At 63.9% G+C, this 15,152-nt stretch carries 17 protein-coding genes; 11 read left to right on the forward strand and 6 right to left on the reverse strand.

The window, feature by feature from the left end:
- Nucleotides 1-20 precede the first annotated feature (20 nt).
- A complete protein-coding gene (locus B5E41_RS06670; RefSeq protein ID WP_088392090.1) occupies nucleotides 21-203 on the reverse strand; it encodes a hypothetical protein in 183 nt (60 codons plus the stop codon).
- A 69-nt stretch (nucleotides 204-272) separates the two neighbouring features.
- Here B5E41_RS06670 and B5E41_RS06675 point away from each other — a divergent pair, with 69 nt between their 5' ends.
- Nucleotides 273-914 carry an alpha/beta hydrolase family protein gene (locus B5E41_RS06675; protein ID WP_088392650.1) on the forward strand — a complete coding sequence of 214 codons (642 nt, stop codon included), beginning with the start codon at nucleotides 273-275 and terminating at the stop codon, nucleotides 912-914.
- Here B5E41_RS06675 and B5E41_RS06680 read toward each other — a convergent pair.
- From B5E41_RS06680 to pcaQ, 3 genes are all read right to left on the reverse strand, one after another.
- Complete coding sequence (locus B5E41_RS06680) at nucleotides 911-1,609, reverse strand: RES family NAD+ phosphorylase (protein WP_088392092.1); 699 nt, start codon at nucleotides 1,607-1,609, stop codon at nucleotides 911-913. The genes B5E41_RS06675 and B5E41_RS06680 overlap by 4 nt on opposite strands.
- Nucleotides 1,606-2,118, reverse strand: coding sequence for an MbcA/ParS/Xre antitoxin family protein (locus B5E41_RS06685; protein WP_088392094.1), 513 nt, complete (start codon nucleotides 2,116-2,118; stop codon nucleotides 1,606-1,608). The genes B5E41_RS06680 and B5E41_RS06685 overlap by 4 nt, the downstream gene beginning before the upstream one ends.
- A gap of 72 nt (nucleotides 2,119-2,190) precedes the next feature.
- A complete protein-coding gene (gene pcaQ, locus B5E41_RS06690; RefSeq protein ID WP_088392096.1) occupies nucleotides 2,191-3,108 on the reverse strand; it encodes a pca operon transcription factor PcaQ in 918 nt (305 codons plus the stop codon).
- A gap of 666 nt (nucleotides 3,109-3,774) precedes the next feature.
- Here pcaQ and pcaD point away from each other — a divergent pair.
- The 8 genes from pcaD (at nucleotide 3,775) to B5E41_RS06735 (ending at nucleotide 10,123) form a co-directional block, all read left to right on the forward strand.
- Nucleotides 3,775-4,584 carry a 3-oxoadipate enol-lactonase gene (gene pcaD / locus B5E41_RS06700; protein WP_088392100.1) on the forward strand — a complete coding sequence of 270 codons (810 nt, stop codon included), beginning with the start codon at nucleotides 3,775-3,777 and terminating at the stop codon, nucleotides 4,582-4,584.
- The gene (gene pcaC / locus B5E41_RS06705) at nucleotides 4,581-4,985 is read left to right on the forward strand and encodes a 4-carboxymuconolactone decarboxylase (protein ID WP_011427916.1); all 405 of its coding nucleotides are present in this window, start codon (nucleotides 4,581-4,583) and stop codon (nucleotides 4,983-4,985) included. Before pcaD ends, pcaC begins: the two co-directional genes overlap by 4 nt.
- A gap of 9 nt (nucleotides 4,986-4,994) precedes the next feature.
- A complete protein-coding gene (gene pcaH / locus B5E41_RS06710; protein WP_088392102.1) occupies nucleotides 4,995-5,744 on the forward strand; it encodes a protocatechuate 3,4-dioxygenase subunit beta in 750 nt (249 codons plus the stop codon).
- A 2-nt stretch (nucleotides 5,745-5,746) separates the two neighbouring features.
- On the forward strand, nucleotides 5,747-6,358 hold the full coding sequence (gene pcaG, locus B5E41_RS06715) for a protocatechuate 3,4-dioxygenase subunit alpha (RefSeq protein WP_088392104.1): 612 nt from the start codon (nucleotides 5,747-5,749) through the stop codon (nucleotides 6,356-6,358).
- 198 nt (nucleotides 6,359-6,556) lie between these two features.
- Entirely contained in the window at nucleotides 6,557-7,603 is a 1,047-nt protein-coding gene (locus B5E41_RS06720; protein WP_088392106.1) for a 3-carboxy-cis,cis-muconate cycloisomerase, read from the forward strand.
- A 324-nt stretch (nucleotides 7,604-7,927) separates the two neighbouring features.
- On the forward strand, nucleotides 7,928-8,758 hold the full coding sequence (locus tag B5E41_RS06725; protein WP_088392108.1) for an MBL fold metallo-hydrolase: 831 nt from the start codon (nucleotides 7,928-7,930) through the stop codon (nucleotides 8,756-8,758).
- Nucleotides 8,759-8,876: 118 nt separating this feature from the next.
- Nucleotides 8,877-9,251 carry a GFA family protein gene (locus B5E41_RS06730; RefSeq protein WP_088392110.1) on the forward strand — a complete coding sequence of 125 codons (375 nt, stop codon included), beginning with the start codon at nucleotides 8,877-8,879 and terminating at the stop codon, nucleotides 9,249-9,251.
- 2 nt (nucleotides 9,252-9,253) lie between these two features.
- Entirely contained in the window at nucleotides 9,254-10,123 is an 870-nt protein-coding gene (locus B5E41_RS06735) for an alpha/beta fold hydrolase (RefSeq protein ID WP_088392652.1), read from the forward strand.
- An 8-nt stretch (nucleotides 10,124-10,131) separates the two neighbouring features.
- Here the strand turns inward: B5E41_RS06735 and B5E41_RS06740 are convergent, their stop codons facing one another.
- Both B5E41_RS06740 and B5E41_RS06745 read right to left on the reverse strand, forming a co-directional pair.
- Nucleotides 10,132-10,884, reverse strand: a complete 753-nt coding sequence (locus tag B5E41_RS06740; protein ID WP_088392112.1) for a polysaccharide deacetylase family protein — start codon at nucleotides 10,882-10,884, stop codon at nucleotides 10,132-10,134.
- The gene (locus tag B5E41_RS06745; protein ID WP_088392654.1) at nucleotides 10,884-11,972 is read right to left on the reverse strand and encodes a glycosyltransferase family 4 protein; all 1,089 of its coding nucleotides are present in this window, start codon (nucleotides 11,970-11,972) and stop codon (nucleotides 10,884-10,886) included. Before B5E41_RS06745 ends, B5E41_RS06740 begins: the two co-directional genes overlap by 1 nt.
- 272 nt (nucleotides 11,973-12,244) lie before the next feature.
- On the opposite strand from B5E41_RS06745, the gene B5E41_RS06750 reads away from it, so the two are divergent.
- Nucleotides 12,245-13,960: an adenylate/guanylate cyclase domain-containing protein gene (locus tag B5E41_RS06750; RefSeq protein ID WP_088392114.1), complete on the forward strand. Its 1,716-nt coding sequence runs from the start codon at nucleotides 12,245-12,247 to the stop codon at nucleotides 13,958-13,960.
- Nucleotides 13,960-14,838, forward strand: a complete 879-nt coding sequence (locus B5E41_RS06755; protein ID WP_088392116.1) for an FkbM family methyltransferase — start codon at nucleotides 13,960-13,962, stop codon at nucleotides 14,836-14,838. Before B5E41_RS06750 ends, B5E41_RS06755 begins: the two co-directional genes overlap by 1 nt.
- Nucleotides 14,839-15,152: the final 314 nt, after the last annotated feature.

A 15,152-nucleotide genomic window follows, 5' to 3' on the forward strand; every position in this document is an offset into this window, starting at 1 on the left:
GCGCGACGATGGGGGCACGGTCAAAAAGGGACGCCGGTGACGGGATTGACCACCGGCCGCTCGCTTTTGTCGCCCTCCCCAGGCGGCTGTACGGCCGGCGGCGGCAGCGATTCTGCATCGGCGGGTTCCGGCTTGCCGGGAACCACATTGACACCCTTGGGACGGCGCTGCTCGGGCTTTACGTTTTCGTCATTCGTCGACATTGTCTGTCTCCTTTCCAGGGAGAAGTCGGGGCCGTCGACATGGTTCCGGCGGTGAATGGAGGACTGCCGATGTCTGACAGGTTTCTGCTTCAAGGCCCTCGCAATGCGCGCGTCACCATCCTACTTGCCCATGGCGCCGGCGCGCCGATGGATTCGGCGTCGATGACAGCGGCGGCCGACGCGCTTGCCGGCGTCGGCTTTCGCGTCGCCAGGTTCGAATTCGCCTATATGGCCGCCCGCCGCACTGCGGAAGGCCGCAAGCCGCCGCCGCGCGCCGAAAAGCTCAACCCCGAATATCAGGCGGCGATTGCCGCGCTCGACGCCGGCGGTCCCCTCATCATCGGCGGCAAGTCGATGGGCGGACGGGTTGCGAGCATGGTCGCCGACGGTCTCTATGACAGTGGAAAGATCGCCGGCCTCATCTGCCTCGGCTATCCCTTCCATCCGCCCGGCCAGCCGGAGAAGCTGCGCACCGGCCATCTCGCAGGGCTCAAGACGCCCACGCTGATCTGTCAGGGTACGCGCGACGAGTTCGGAACAAAGGACGAAGTGCCGGGCTACGATCTCTCCGACAGGATCGAGATCCTCTGGCTCGAGGACGGCGACCACGACCTCAAGCCGCGCAAGAAAATCTCCGGCTTCTCCGCCGCCGACCACCTTGCGACGATGGCGAAGATGGCAAAGGCATGGGCCGAACGCCTACCGGTCTAGGCGCCGGCTTTCGGCGGTCGCCGTCGGGTGGAAAGCTTCCTCACATGGATACGCCGGTCGGCGGCGAAAACGGTGATTTCGAAATGATCGGCCTGCACCACGTCGCGGATATTCCTCGGCCGGTGCGCCGCGACGTTCACCCCGCCTCGCAGCCGCACACTGTCATAGAGAATGCCGGCGCCGCCGCTTAAGCGCACCGCCTCGCCGAGCAGCTGCGATGCCGCATAACTCGTGCCGTCATAGATATCGGGCCGCAGCGCCTGTTCGCCGCGAATGTCGAGATAGTCACCAATCAGGGTGGCAGCATAACTTCGATAGGTGCGCGCCATCGTCGCCACCCCACGCGCCACAGCCTCGCGCCGGAGATGATGACCGACCTCGGCGGCGGCCGTCTTGAGATTGTCGGCGGCATACCAGGCGCCGAGATCGGGGCCGTTGAAGCGCATGCCGCTCGGTGCGACATGCAGGAACGCCGCCATCACGATACTGGCGTTCGCACTGCCGTAAACCCACTCGTTTTCGGGAAGCCGCCGGATGCGGTCGGCGACGAGCCGGTCGTTGGTCCATCCCACAAGTTCCATCACGGCTTCGAGATCGGCCGCCCTTGCTACCGTATCGAACAAACCGATTGGCGGAAATTGCGACGGGATCAGCCGGTAGGATGGGCGCGGCGCCTCGGCAAAACGATCGCTCACCGGAAGACGATGTCCGTATCTTCGTAAGGCGTGAATGCCTCGTCGAGCCCGTTCGGCGGCATGTAGAGCCCGCCGCGCGCACCGTCGAGGAACCGGCGCACGGTCATCAGCCCGTCCTGGGTTCCGCTTGTGACGATATCGAGTGGCGGATGGCCGCCGAAAAGAGGCGCCTGATGCGGCGTGCGCAGCCAGGCGATGCCTGAGCGTTCGTCGGCAAACAGCACGCGGAGCGCCTGGTGGATGCCGAGCACGGCGGAGATGCGGGTCAGCGTGTCGACATCGAGGGTGAAAGCGCCGTGCTCGCGCGCCTGCTTGGCCCAGCTGTGATAGGTCGAGCGGGAGGGATAGCCGAGCACGAGCAGGCGCTGCTCCTCGCTCAAACCCCAGAGATCGGCGATCGCCAGGAAGGTCCGCAAAGCCGGCGGACTCAGCCGCCTTCGATTGGCAGGTGCAAACCGATCCGTTTCCAGCCGCTCCGGCTCCTGCTCCCTGCGTCTTGCCTGCTGCATAGCAATCTCCTGTCTTGAACTAGATTTAGTCCAAATCTGGGCATCCGGCAAGGGAATTGAAAGAGGGGGAGTTCAGGAAAGCTCCGCGGCCGCTTCCCGGATCGTCTGCATCAGGATTGATTGCGGCGCCGACGGCACGGCATCGGCGCGCATCGTCAGCCCGACCGGCCCCTTGGTTTCGCCGGTATCGACCGGCAGCAGCGCCAGCCGCCCATCGGCCACATCGCCTGCTACCACGCCGTGGGAAATGATCCAGATGGCGTCGCTTGCCTTGAGAAAGGCACGGCCGAAGGAATCCGACACCGTCTCGATCTGGTTCGGCAGGCTGGAGATGCCGTTGGCAATGAGGAAGTTTTCGACGACCGGCCGAATGATCGAGCCGCGCGTCGGCATCAGCACCGTATAGTCGCCGAAGCCCGAAAACAGCGATTGCCGGCTGTTCAGCAGCGGATGGCCGGCCCCGACGGCAAACACCACCTGCTCGGAATAGAGATGTTCGAAGGAGAAGCCTGCCATCTTCTCCGCCCCGGCCAGACGGCCGACCACGAGGTCGAGATCGCCGACGCGAAGCTCTTCCAGCAGCACGGCGTTTTCGCCGGTGACGATCTTCACCCGGCTTCGAGTATTTTCCTTGAGGAAGAGTTCCATCGCCCGCGGCATGATCCGCGACGATACCGTCGGCAGGGCGCCGATCCGGATCGGCGGCGCATCGGCGAACTGCTCCTGAGAGACGGAATCGAGACCCTGGCGCAGCGCCGTCAGCGCGGCGCCTGCATGCCGCAGGAAGACCTCGCCGTAACGGGTGATCTTGATGCCGCGGCCGTCGCGCTCGAAGACGTCGACGCCCAGCACCTGTTCCAGCTCGCGGATCGTCTTCGTCACCGCCGGCTGGCTGACATGCAGCAGCTCGGCCGCCTTCATCACACTCTTCTGCCGCGCCACCTCGACAAAGGTCTGCAAATGGCGAAACTTGATGCGGCTGTCGATCATTGTTCGCATAACTCCTGGGTTATCGAAAAGCTGGAAAATATCATTTTACTTAACCGGATCAACCGGCCAGTTTTATCAGCAGGTGTATGTACTGTTGGATGGGCGCCATGCGGCGGGCGAGCTTGGCGAATAGCCACTCGTCATCCTCGGCCTTGAGCGAGGATGCATACCGTGGCTGCTCGGGTGGATGCCGCGTGGCTTGATCCCGGCAGGCTAGGAGGGGCGGCCAATCCCACTCTCCGTCATCCTCGGGCTTGACCCGAGGATCCATGCCGCGGCCGTTGGTGGGTGCCGTGGTGGATGCTCGGCTCAAGGCCGAGCATGACGGAGTGCGGGGACGAACCGAGCTATTCGCGGCGTACAGCCGGTTGAGGGGAGAGGTGAAAGCCGGCCTGATGAAGCATCCGAGACGCGGCGTGCTTTGTAGGGCTGGCGAGTTGGGCGAGACGCCGCCCCCTCTCCGTCATCCTCGGGCTTGACCCGAGGATCCATGGCGCGGCTATTGGTGGATGCCGTGTGGATGCTCGGCTCAAGGCCGAGCATGACGGGGGGGTGGAGAGACGGACGGAGCCATTCTCGGCGTGGGTACTCGTGTCGAAACGCGCTTCGCCAGCGGAACCAAACGATGCCGGTCCCTCGGCCGAGCTAACTTGATGAGGACGTGAAGTGCAATTTGCCCGCATAAACGACGTGACGATCCATTATCAGGTGATCGGTGCGCCCGCCGACCGGCCGGTGATCGTCTTCATCAATTCCCTCGGAACGGACTTCCGCATCTGGCGCGACGTCGTGGTGCGGCTGGCCGGCGACTACGCCATGGTGCTTTATGACAAGCGCGGCCACGGCCTGTCCGATGTCGGCCAGCTTCCATCGTCGATCGAAGACCATGCGACGGATCTCGCCGGCCTGCTCGATCTGCTCTCGGTGAAGGATGCGGTTATTCTAGGCCTTTCCGTCGGCGGCCTCATCGCCCAATCGCTCTATCAGCGCCGCCCGGATCTCGTGCGCGCCCTGATCCTCAGCGACACGGCCCATAAGATCGGCACGGCGGAAAGCTGGAATGCCCGTATCGCCGCCGTGGAAAAAAACGGCATCGCCAGCATCGTCGACGCGATCATGGAGCGCTGGTTCACCCCGGCCTTCCGCCGGCCGGAAAACACCGCCTATTCCGGCTATTGCAACATGCTGACGCGGCAGCCGGTCGGGGGTTATATCGCCGCCTGCGAAGCGATCCGCGACGCAGATCTCACCCAAGTGGCCAAGTCGATCGCCGTTCCGACGCTCTGCATCGTCGGCGACCAGGACGGCTCGACGCCTCCCGATCTCGTGCTTTCCACGGCGCGGCTGATCCCGGGCGCCCGTTACGAGGTGATCCCGGACTGCGCCCATATCCCCTGCGTCGAGCAGCCGGAAGCGCTGACGGCGATCATCCGCGCCTTCCTCACATCCCTTCCGCCTGGAGAAAGCAGCCCATGAACGAAACCGCGTCCCCCTCCGAACGCTACCGGCAAGGCATGGCAACCCGACGCGCTGTGCTCGGCGACGCCCATGTCGACCGCGCCGCAGCCGGCGAGACCGGCTTCGACCGCCCGTTCCAGGAGTTGATCACCGAAGCCGCCTGGGGTCATGTCTGGTCGCGTCCGACGCTGACCAAGCGCGAGCGCTCGATCGTCACCATCGCCCTGCTGGCCGCGCTCGGCCAGGATGAGGAGGTCGCCATGCATGTGCGCGCCACCGCCAATACGGGTGCGACGCGCGATGATATCTGCGAGGCGCTGTTACATGTGGCAATCTATGCCGGAGTTCCCGCCGCCAATCACGCGATCAAGATTGCCAAGCAGGCCTTTGCACAGATGGACGCCGAAAAGGCGGCCTGAGGGGGAGAAATGTCCGAACGAGCAAACAGCAAGCCGGAGACCGGCGCCTTCTTCGCCCGCGACCGCGCCTGGCACGCGCCGGCGCTGACCCCAGGCTACAAAACCTCGGTGCTGCGCGCGCCGCAGCGCGCGCTGCTGTCGCTCGACGGCACGATCTCCGAAATCACAGGTCCGGTCTTCGGCCATTCGATGATCGGCGAACTCGACAACGACCTGATCCTGAACTATGCGCGCCCCGGTGAAAGCGCCATCGGCGAACGCATCATCGTCCACGGCCGCGTGCTCGACGAGCGGGCAAAGCCTGTGGCCGGCGCCCTGGTCGAATTCTGGCAGGCCAATGCTGGCGGCCGCTACCGCCACAAGAAGGAAACCCATCTGGCGGCGATCGATCCGAATTTCGGCGGCTGCGGCCGCGCCATCACCGACGAGGAAGGCCGCTATCATTTCCGCACCGTACGGCCGGGCGCCTATCCCTGGCCGAACGGCGTCAACGACTGGCGCCCCGCCCATATCCATTTCTCGATCTTCGGCCACGGCTTTGCCCAGCGGCTGATCACCCAGATGTATTTCGAGGGCGATCCGATGATCTGGAAATGTCCGATCGTCGGCACGATCCCGGACAAGGCGGCGATCGAGCAGCTGATCGCACCGCTCGACTGGGGCAACACCATTCCGATGGATTCACGCGCCTATAAATTCGATATCGTGCTGCGCGGCCGCCGCTCGACGATGTTCGAAAACAGGCTGGAGGGCAACTGACCATGCAGCAGCTCGGCTATCTCAAGGAAACCCCGTCGCAGACGGCCGGTCCCTATGTGCATATCGGCCTGACGCCGAATTTCTGCGACGTCACAGGCGTCTACGACAGCGATCTCGGCACGCAGATGGTCAACGACAAGGCGCTCGGCGAGCGCATCACCGTCACCGGCCGCATCTTCGACGGTGCCGGCGCACTGGTGCGCGATGCCGTCGTCGAGATCTGGCAGGCCGACAGCGCCGGCCTCTACAACAGCCCCTCGGAACTGCGCGGCGCCGCCGACCCGAACTTCGCCGGCTGGGGCCGCTGCCCGACCCGCGCCGAAGACGGCGTCTACAGCTTCGAGACCATCAAACCCGGACGGGTCCCGTTCAAGGACGGCCGCAGGCAGGCGCCGCACATCACCGTCTGGATCGTCGCCCGCGGCATCAATATCGGCCTGCATACGCGGATGTATTTCCCGGAGGAGACGGAGGCCAACGCCGGCGACCCGCTGCTGCTGCGGATCGAACATCGCGAGCGGGTCGCAACCATGGTTGCCACCCGCGACGGCGCTATCTGCCGTTTCGACATTCATTTGCAGGGTCCTGACGAAACGGTGTTTCTGGATATTTAATTGTATGCGGGCTATTTAATCGGATAGCTTCGCGCAAGTGGCCCCCTCACCCTGCCCTCTCCCCGACGGGGAGAGGGGAACAGTGCCATACGAGATCGCCCGCTCATAAACACCGGGGCCTCGCCCCGAGTCCCTTCTCCCCTGGGGGAGAAGGTGGCGGCAGCCGGATGAGGGGGCCGCAGCCACAAAGAGCAGACCATGACCGCATCGCCCTTCGATCACCCCTTCCTCTCCGGCCTCCTCGGCGATGACGAAATCGCGTCCTACTTTTCCGCCGAAGCCGATATCCGCGCGATGCTCTCCTTGGAGGCGGCGCTCGCCAGGGCCGAAGCCGCGCACGGCCTCATTCCCGCAGAAGCCGCAAGGAAGATTGCCGAAGCCTGCACCGGTTTTTCTCCGGATCTCGCCAGCCTTCGCTCGGCAATGGCGAAGGACGGCGTCGTCGTCCCCGACCTCGTCAAGCAGCTGCGCGCTGAGGTCGGCGAGGAAGCGGGCCAAAACCTGCATCTCGGCGCCACCAGCCAGGACGTCATCGACACCAGCCTGATGATCCGCCTGAAAGCGGTGGCCTTCCTGTTTGCCGGCCGGCTTTCCGCCATCCTCGCAGCGCTCGACGGGCTCGACCGGCAATTCGGCGGCAACCGGCTGATGGGCCATACCCGCATGCAGGCGGCGATCGCGATCAGCGTCTCCGACCGTCTCAACGTCTGGCGCGCGCCGCTCGCGACCTATCGCGACCGCCTGACCGAGCAGAGTTTTCCCGTCCAGTTCGGCGGTGCTGCCGGCACGCTCGACAAACTTGGCCCACAGGCTGTGGCCGTCCGTGCTTCGCTCGCCCAGGAGCTCGGCCTCTCCGACACCAGGCAATGGCAGAGCGCACGTCTGCCGATCGCCGATATCGCCGGCCTGTTCGCCTCGATCTCCGGCAGCCTCGGCAAGATCGGCCAGGACATCGCCCTGCTCGCTCAGATGGGCGGCGAGATCGAAGTCTCGGGCGGCGGCACCTCCTCGGCCATGGCGCACAAGCGGAATCCGGTTGCCGCCGAAGTGCTGGTCTCGCTCGCCCGCTTCAACGCCACAGCGCTCTCCGGCATCCACCAGTCCCTCGTCCATGAACAGGAACGCTCGGGAGCGGCCTGGACGCTCGAATGGCTGCTGCTGCCGCAAATGACGGTGGGAACCGCTGCGAGCCTGCGGCTTGCCCGAGAACTGACCGGAAATATCAAGCGGCTTGGTACGGGCTGAGGCCGCAGCTGAAGGCCGGCGCGGCGGCAAAGGAATGCGGCGGGATGGCCACAAGCATAGCGATTTGCTTTTTCAATCGTGCGCAACCATCTAATAAGCATGACTTGCGGAAAACACCCCGCCCGAGCAGCCCATTTACCGAAAACCAACCATACTGGGTTGCTTTCCGACACGAAAGCCGATTGCTTAGGAGAATATACTTCTTCTTCCGCTAGCGGTTAGGAGAACGAAAGGGGGCGTAGGCAAACTCGTGGAATTCTGCTGCTTCGCATCGGGATAAACAATGATTACGATGGCGATGCGGGAAGGCCGGTTTGAAAAACGATGACGACAGAACTGTTTCAGATAAAATTTTGGGGCGTCCGCGGCAGTATTCCCGTATCAGGCCCCGAGTTCGACCGCTACGGCGGTAACACTTCCTGCATCGAGATTCGTTGCGGAAAACATCGGTTGCTTTTCGACGCAGGTTCGGGTCTGCGCGAGGCGGGGTTGTCGCTGCTCGCCGACGGCGTCAGTAACGTGGATCTGTTCTTCAGCCACTGCCATTACGACCACATCATCGGCCTGCCCTTCTTCAAGGCGATCTATTATCCCTCGATCAACGTCAACATCTGGTCCGGCCATCTCGACGGCAAGATGAGCACGCGTGAGATGGTCGAGCAGTTCATCAGTCCGCCCTGGTTTCCGGTCAAGACCGACATCTGCCAGGCGACGATGAACTTCCGCGATTTCCATGCCGGCCAGATTCTGACCCCGCATGAGGGCATCGAGATCAAGACCTTCACGCTGAACCATCCAGGCGGCGCCATCGGCTACCGCATCGAATGGCAGGGCCGTTCGATCGCTCTGATCTACGATATCGAACATATCCCTGGCAGCTATGATCCGGTCTCGCTGGAGATGATGCAGGACGCCGATCTCGTCGTTTACGATTGCACCTACAATGAAGACGAGATGCAGCGCTTCAAGGGCTTCGGCCATTCGACCTGGGAGCACGGCACCGAACTGGCCAAAATGGCGGGCGCCAAGCGCTTCGCCCTGTTCCACCACGCGCCCTCTCGCACGGACGAACAATTGGCCGAAATGGAAGCGCAGGCCGAGGCCGCCTTCCCCGGCGCCTTCGCCGCCCGCGACAATCAGACGGTAGTGATCTAGGACACCAAGTCTCCTGCGCCGGCGCAGGCGCCGGTCCGTTCGCGCTTTGCTGACGGAACAGATGCCGGGTCCGACCGTTTCCCCGGCAGCGCAAGATCGATGAAACGGGGTATCAACCATGACCGTGCTCTCCGGACGATGCCTTTGCGGGCAGGTGAAACTTTCTGTTCGTGGCGAACCGCTGCGCGTCGGCATTTGTCACTGCACCGACTGCCGAAAGGAAAGCGGTTCGGCCTTTACCTTTTATGGAATCTGGCCAGCCGGCCAGTTTGAACACTCCGGCGAAACCGGCGAATTTCACGGCCGACGCTTCTGCACCGGCTGCGGTTCGCGGCTGTTTTCCGCCGATGATCAAGAGGCGGAAATCAAGCTCGGCATCCTCTCGCAGGCGCCGACGCCGCTGGTGCCGCGCTACGAACTCTGGATCAAACGCCGCGAGACGTGGCTGCGACCCGTGGAGGGCGCAGAGCAGTATGAGGAGGACCGAACGTGAACCTGGCCACGCTCGTCCGGCATGAGCTCGTTACGATCGCAGGCATCGAGATCTTTTACCGTGAGGCTGGTCCGCCTGATGCGCCGGTCCTGTTGCTGCCGCACGGCTATCCCTGCTCGTCTTACGAATTTCGCAATCTCATGCCGCGCCTTGCCGACCGCTGGCGGCTGATCGCCCCGGATTTCCCCGGCGCGGGCTATAGCGGCACGCCCGACGATTTCGACTACAGCTTCGATGGTTATGCCGCCTGGCTGGAGGCTTTTATCGGCGCGCTCGATGTCGATCGCTTCGCCCTCTATCTCCACGATTTCGGCTCGCCGATCGGAGCGCGGTTGGCAATCAGAATCCCCAGCCGCATCGTGGCGTTGATCATCCAGAATGGCGATATTCCATATGAGGATGCGCTCGGCCCCAAATATGCGGACATCGAGGCGACCTGGGCGCTGCCGCGCGCGGAGATGAAGAAGGCGCTGGCGGAAGCAATCAGCGAGGAGACTTTCCGGGAGGAATTCCTCAACGACCTGCCGCCGCCTCTGGCCGGCACGATCCCGCCGGATCTCTGGCGGCTGCATTGGTCGCTGATCACGCCGCGGCGCAAGGAAATCGCCATCGACCTGATCGCCGGATTGAAGGAGAACCGCGCCTGGTTCCCCGAGCACCGGAAATATCTCAGAGAGTACCGGCCGCCGACCCTGATCGTCTGGGGGCCGAACGACCACTATATGCCGGAAAAGTCGGCACGCGCCTATCTCCGCGATCTGCCGGAGGCCGAACTGCATCTGCTCGACGGCGGGCATTGGCTGTTGGAAACGCATTTGGATGAGGTCGCAGAACTCATGCGGGATTTCCTCGGGCGTGTTCACGCCGGCTGATCGATAGCCTAATCTTGCAGGAGTTCGGGCGCCGACGACCAAGCAACGGCAGGATGATCGGCCGTCGCCGCAAACAAGGCCGACAGGAAATCCCAGGCTGCATGATCATGCACCAGATGATGTGTGAGCACGCCGATCGGCTCGTCGTTGCCGGCAAACCGATCGCGGAGTTCGGCAACCAATTCGGCCACCAGTTCCTCCGCGCTGCGGCCACCGCGCGTGCCGTGCCAGTCGATAATGTCGATATGGGTGTTGAGAAGCGGGATCGGCCCGCCCTCTCTTGCCCGCCCGTACACCGAGAGCGCCGCAAAGCCGAGTTCGGGCAATGCCGGGATCAGCGTGGCGTCGATCCGGTTCCACGGCGGCACCAGCACCGGCACGAAGCGGGCAGGATGGAGCCGCTTCAAGCGCTGCCATCCTGCACGCAGCTCGCCGAGCACCACCTCGGCCGGCCGTTCGCCGCCGAGTTCCTGTTTCTTGCGCTCCTGCCCGGCGTGATTGCTGTGCGACCAGCCATGCACAGCGACAGCAACGCCCGCTTCCGCCGCCAGCCGCGCAGCCAAGGCCTCGCCGGTCAGGGCAGGAATAACGGCAAGGGTCAGCGGAATCCCGTTCCCGTCGGTCAGCGCCAACAGCTGCTTCAGATCGGGCGTCGGCTCGACGGCGTCGTCGTCGCGCAGCCAGAGCCGCGCCACGCGGCCGGCGGCACGCCAGCGGTCGAGCTCGCGGCGCAGCGGTTCCCAGCTCATCCCTTCGCTCATCACCTCACTCCTGTTCCTGCGCTGTTGCGCAAAATCTCGTCCAGAGCGCGGGCAGCCGTCGCAAGCGAGCGCTCCTCGAGCACGAAGCGTCGCGCCGCCTGTCCCATCGCGTCGCGTTTTTGCCCGTCGCCAAGCAGGGCCGCGATGGCCCCGGCATAGGCGGCGACATCGCCCTCCGGCGTCAGCAGGCCGGTGACCCCGGCCTCGACCACGGCAGGCACGCCCGCCGTTTGCTGCGCCACGACAGGCAGGCCGGCGGCCTGGGCTTCGAGATAGGCAAGGCCATAGGCCTCGCCGCAGCCGGGCCAGACATAGATGCCCCCGCGCGCGAGCAGGCTGGCGATCTCAGCTTCACCTTGCTCGCCCAGCCATTCGATGCGGCCGGCAAAGCCGGCAAACAGTGCCTCCACCTCTCGGCGCATCGGCCCATCGCCGATGACCACAAGGGTCCATTGCCGGCTTTCGATCAGCCGCAATGCTTTTGCGAGCATCGCGTAACTTTCCATCTTGTCGCCGGCCCGCATCATCGCGACGGTCATCAGCCGGCTGGGATCGGGCGCCGGCCGCACCGCCTCGAACAGCGCCGGGTCGATGAACGGCTTGAGAGCCGCAAGCCGCGCCTGCGGAAAGGCGGCGGAAAGCCCTGCCTGATCACGCTCGGTGAAGCTGATATTGACCGCCGCCTGCATGACCGCCTCGCCCACGCGTTTCTGCCGGGCCGCCCAACCGGTCCGGTCGCGTTTTGCCGCATAGGAGGCCTCGGCCGTGACATAGGGAATGGCGAATTCGACTGAGATCACCGGCCCGAAGGAATCGGGGGATTTGTAGTAAGGGTGGTAGCAGAACCAGAGCTCCGGCCGGGGTTCTTCTTGCCATTTCGCCCGCAGCCGCGCCAATTCGGCTGAGATTGCGGGTTCGAGCGCCGCGGCCGCCTCGGGCGTCGCGGCATGGGTGCGGAATTCGGAGACGACCTCGACCTGATGCCCGGCAAGCTGCAATGCCCGGATCAGCAGCCGCGCCATCAGCCGGTCGCCCGAGGGCACCGCATGGTTCGGCGATTTCATCGGCGCATAGAAGGCGACCCGCATGCGCATCCCTCGCATAGACACACTGTTTCCAATCAGTTTCCACCGGCGATCATAGTTATTCGAATCCGTAACCAAATCAGCTAGATGGATGAGGAGGTCGCATTCAGCCCGCCCATTGTTTGCGCCATCGTAGCCGGCGGCGGAAAAATCCCTTATTGCTGCCTTCCCGAAAACTTGCGCATAAGCATATGCAATGTGATCGCAATGGAAGCAATTCCGCCTCTTTCCCCCTCTCTATGGGCCTGCGATTGCATCGGCAAGAACGGGAATGAATGACAACGGTCTCGGCCACAGGGATTTTTTCGGAACGCTCGATCAGAAGGGCAAGGCTCGGTTCCGGGCTGGTCATCTTTGTCTTCGTCCTCTTGCATTTATCGAACCATGCGCTCGGACTCGTTTCGATCGCCGCAGCCGATAAGGCTCGCCACATTTTCCTGGCCCTCTGGCGCAATCCCCTCGGCACCGTCCTGTTCTATGGATCGGTCCTCGTCCATGTGACCCTGGTGCTGCGCGCCATCTACATCAGGCGCAGCCTGGTCATGCCCAAGGGGGAAGCAACCCAGATGGTGCTCGGCCTGCTGATCCCGCTGCTTCTCATCGATCACGTCATCGGCACCCGCATCGCTCATGAACTCTACGGCTATATCGACAACTACGAGACGATCGTCGGGATGTTGTGGCTGCGGACGCCGGCGACGGGCGTGCGCCAGGCACTCGGCCTGATCGCAGTGTGGTTCCACGGCTGCATCGGCATCCATTACTGGCTGCGTTATCGCCCCTGGTACGGCGGTTTCGCACCGCTGTTGCTGGCGCTGGCGATCCTCGTGCCGGTGCTGTCGCTGCTCGGCTTCGTCGAAATGGGCCGCACACTCGCCGACCCCGCCTATCAGCTGACCTCGATCGAGCCTTACGCGACCACGGTGAATTCCCACTATGTCTCCGACCCCGCGATTCGCAGCCAAATCGCCATGGTCCGCGCCGGACTCTACGGCGCCTTCTCGGCCTCGCTGATCATCGTCGTTGCCGCCCGCACCCGGCGCAGGCTGAAGGAGCGTCTCGATCAGGTCGCCGTGCACTATCCGGGCGGCGAAGTGATCCGGGTGCCGCGTGGGTTCACGGTGCTGGAGGCGAGCCGGCTCGGCGGCCTGCCGCATTATTCGGTCTGCGGCGGCAAGGGCCAGTGCTCCACCTGCCGGGTGCAGATTCTTGGCGATTACCAGAAGCTGCCGCCGCCCGACAAGCTGGAACAGACGACACTGAAACGCATCAATGCCGGCCCTGATGTCCGCCTCGCCTGCCAGCTTCGGCCGGATGCCGACGTCGCGGTCGCGCCCCTTCTCGTACCAGCCGTCGAGGCGGCTCTTCCCGCCAACAGCCAGGAGACGAGCCCTGGCCGTGAGCGTGAAATCGTCGTGCTCTTCGTCGATATCCGTCATTTCACCACGCTGACGGAAACCCGCCTGCCCTTCGACGTCGTCTTCCTGCTGAACCGCTATTTCGCCATCATCGGCAAGGCGGTGGAGCAGGCGGGCGGCCGGCTCGACAAATTCATCGGCGACGGCGCCATGGCGCTCTTCGGCCTCAACGCCGCGCCGGAGGAGGCCTGCCGCCAAGCGCTCGACGCGGCGGCGGCGATCGTCGCGGGAATCGAGAAACTCGCCGCCGAACTGGCCGAAGAGCTGACGCTGCCGCTGCGGATCGCCATCGGCATCCACACCGGCCCGGCCGTCGTCGGCACGATGGGCTACGGCCGGGTCCGCAGCATGACGGCGATCGGCGATACGGTGAATGTCGCGAGCCGGCTGGAAAGTGCGGCCAAGGAATTCGACGCGGCGATCGTCTTCTCCGAGCCGGTGGCCAGGCTTGCCGGCGCCGATCTTGCCGATGTCGAAAGCCGTGAAATCAGCGTGCGCGGCCGCGCCCTGCCCTTGAAAGTCTATGTCGTTCCGAGAGAGAAAGCGGCAGAACCGCTCGAAGGAAAAGCCTAATGCCCGGCAAGCCGTGGCTCACCGCCAAATATTGGAGCCGCCGCCTGCGCAAGGCGCGCAATCGCGCCGCCTCGCGCTTCTTCGACAGTCGCCTCGGCCGTCGCCTGCTGATCGAGAATATCGGCCCGCGCGTCGTCTCGATGACAGTCGATGCCGGTGATCACCTGATGACCTTCTCGCCTTCCGACTATATCGGCCGCAAGGTCTTCCGTAAGGGCCACTTCGAGCGCGACGCCGTCGACCGGCTGATCGTCATCCTGCGCGAGCGCGGCCTGCTCAGAAAGGATGCGACGCTGCTCGAGATCGGCGGCAATATCGGCACCCAGACGATCTATTTCGCCTTGAGCGGCACCTACGCCGATATCGTCAGCGTCGAGCCCGATCCGCGCAATTTCCCGCTGCTTGAACTCAACATCCGCCAGAACCGGCTAGAGGAGAAGGTTCGGCTCGTCAACTGCGCCGCCGGGGAGCACGCAGGCGAGATCGACTTTTTTCTCAACCTCAACAATCACGGCAAGAGCAGCGCCATCCGCCAGAGCCCGACCGACCGGAAGATCAGCGTGCCGGTGAAGCCGGTCTCCGAAATCCTCGCCGGCCTCTCGATCGATCCGACCGCAATCGGCCTTGTATGGATGGATATCGAAGGCTACGAGCCGGTCGCCTGCCGCTCGATGCAGCCGCTGCTTTCCCGCCGCGTGCCGCTCCACATGGAGTTCACGCCGCTGTTCTACGGGCGCGAGGGAACGAAGGCGTTCATAGCGATGCTGTCAGGATTTTACGAAGACTGTGTCGTGCTGTTCGAGGATCGCGAGGTGGAGATGAAGGTGCGGGACCTGCCTGACGAGTTCGATCAGTACAATGTGCTGTTTTTGCCGTAGGCTTACGCCCTGAAGCGGACCATTGGCGCCCGTGCCCGTGCACCCCTGCGGGCCACTCGCTGGGGAGAAGAGCGAGCAAGCCGCACCGGCATGCCTGCACGAAACACGCCTACTAAAGGGACCCCGCCCAAGCTGGCGATGACGAACCGGCGTTCTCCCTTCTTCTCCCCAGCGGGGAGAAGGTGGCCCGCAGGGTCGGACGAGGGGGGCATCAGGGCACGCCTTTCATTTCGGGGCGGCGTATTCCGGCGTCGGCGTCCGCGAATTTCCGCGGTCAATTGGCTGCAGCTCAAAACCACGATTCTTTCACGTTT

Source organism: Rhizobium esperanzae, from assembly GCF_002204185.1.
GTDB lineage: Bacteria > Pseudomonadota > Alphaproteobacteria > Rhizobiales > Rhizobiaceae > Rhizobium > Rhizobium esperanzae.

Bases quoted from the DNA above. Each gene is read 5' to 3' on its own strand.
- B5E41_RS06670 (WP_088392090.1), bottom strand. From the start codon at position 203: ATGTCGACGAATGACGAAAACGTAAAGCCCGAGCAGCGCCGTCCCAAG.
- B5E41_RS06675 (WP_088392650.1), top strand. From the start codon at position 273: ATGTCTGACAGGTTTCTGCTTCAAGGCCCTCGCAATGCGCGCGTCACC.
- B5E41_RS06685 (WP_088392094.1), bottom strand. From the start codon at position 2,118: ATGCAGCAGGCAAGACGCAGGGAGCAGGAGCCGGAGCGGCTGGAAACG.
- pcaQ (WP_088392096.1), bottom strand. From the start codon at position 3,108: ATGATCGACAGCCGCATCAAGTTTCGCCATTTGCAGACCTTTGTCGAG.
- pcaC (WP_011427916.1), top strand. From the start codon at position 4,581: ATGAACGAAACCGCGTCCCCCTCCGAACGCTACCGGCAAGGCATGGCA.
- pcaH (WP_088392102.1), top strand. From the start codon at position 4,995: ATGTCCGAACGAGCAAACAGCAAGCCGGAGACCGGCGCCTTCTTCGCC.
- pcaG (WP_088392104.1), top strand. From the start codon at position 5,747: ATGCAGCAGCTCGGCTATCTCAAGGAAACCCCGTCGCAGACGGCCGGT.
- B5E41_RS06720 (WP_088392106.1), top strand. From the start codon at position 6,557: ATGACCGCATCGCCCTTCGATCACCCCTTCCTCTCCGGCCTCCTCGGC.
- B5E41_RS06725 (WP_088392108.1), top strand. From the start codon at position 7,928: ATGACGACAGAACTGTTTCAGATAAAATTTTGGGGCGTCCGCGGCAGT.
- B5E41_RS06730 (WP_088392110.1), top strand. From the start codon at position 8,877: ATGACCGTGCTCTCCGGACGATGCCTTTGCGGGCAGGTGAAACTTTCT.
- B5E41_RS06740 (WP_088392112.1), bottom strand. From the start codon at position 10,884: ATGAGCGAAGGGATGAGCTGGGAACCGCTGCGCCGCGAGCTCGACCGC.
- B5E41_RS06745 (WP_088392654.1), bottom strand. From the start codon at position 11,972: ATGCGGGTCGCCTTCTATGCGCCGATGAAATCGCCGAACCATGCGGTG.
- B5E41_RS06750 (WP_088392114.1), top strand. From the start codon at position 12,245: ATGACAACGGTCTCGGCCACAGGGATTTTTTCGGAACGCTCGATCAGA.
- B5E41_RS06755 (WP_088392116.1), top strand. From the start codon at position 13,960: ATGCCCGGCAAGCCGTGGCTCACCGCCAAATATTGGAGCCGCCGCCTG.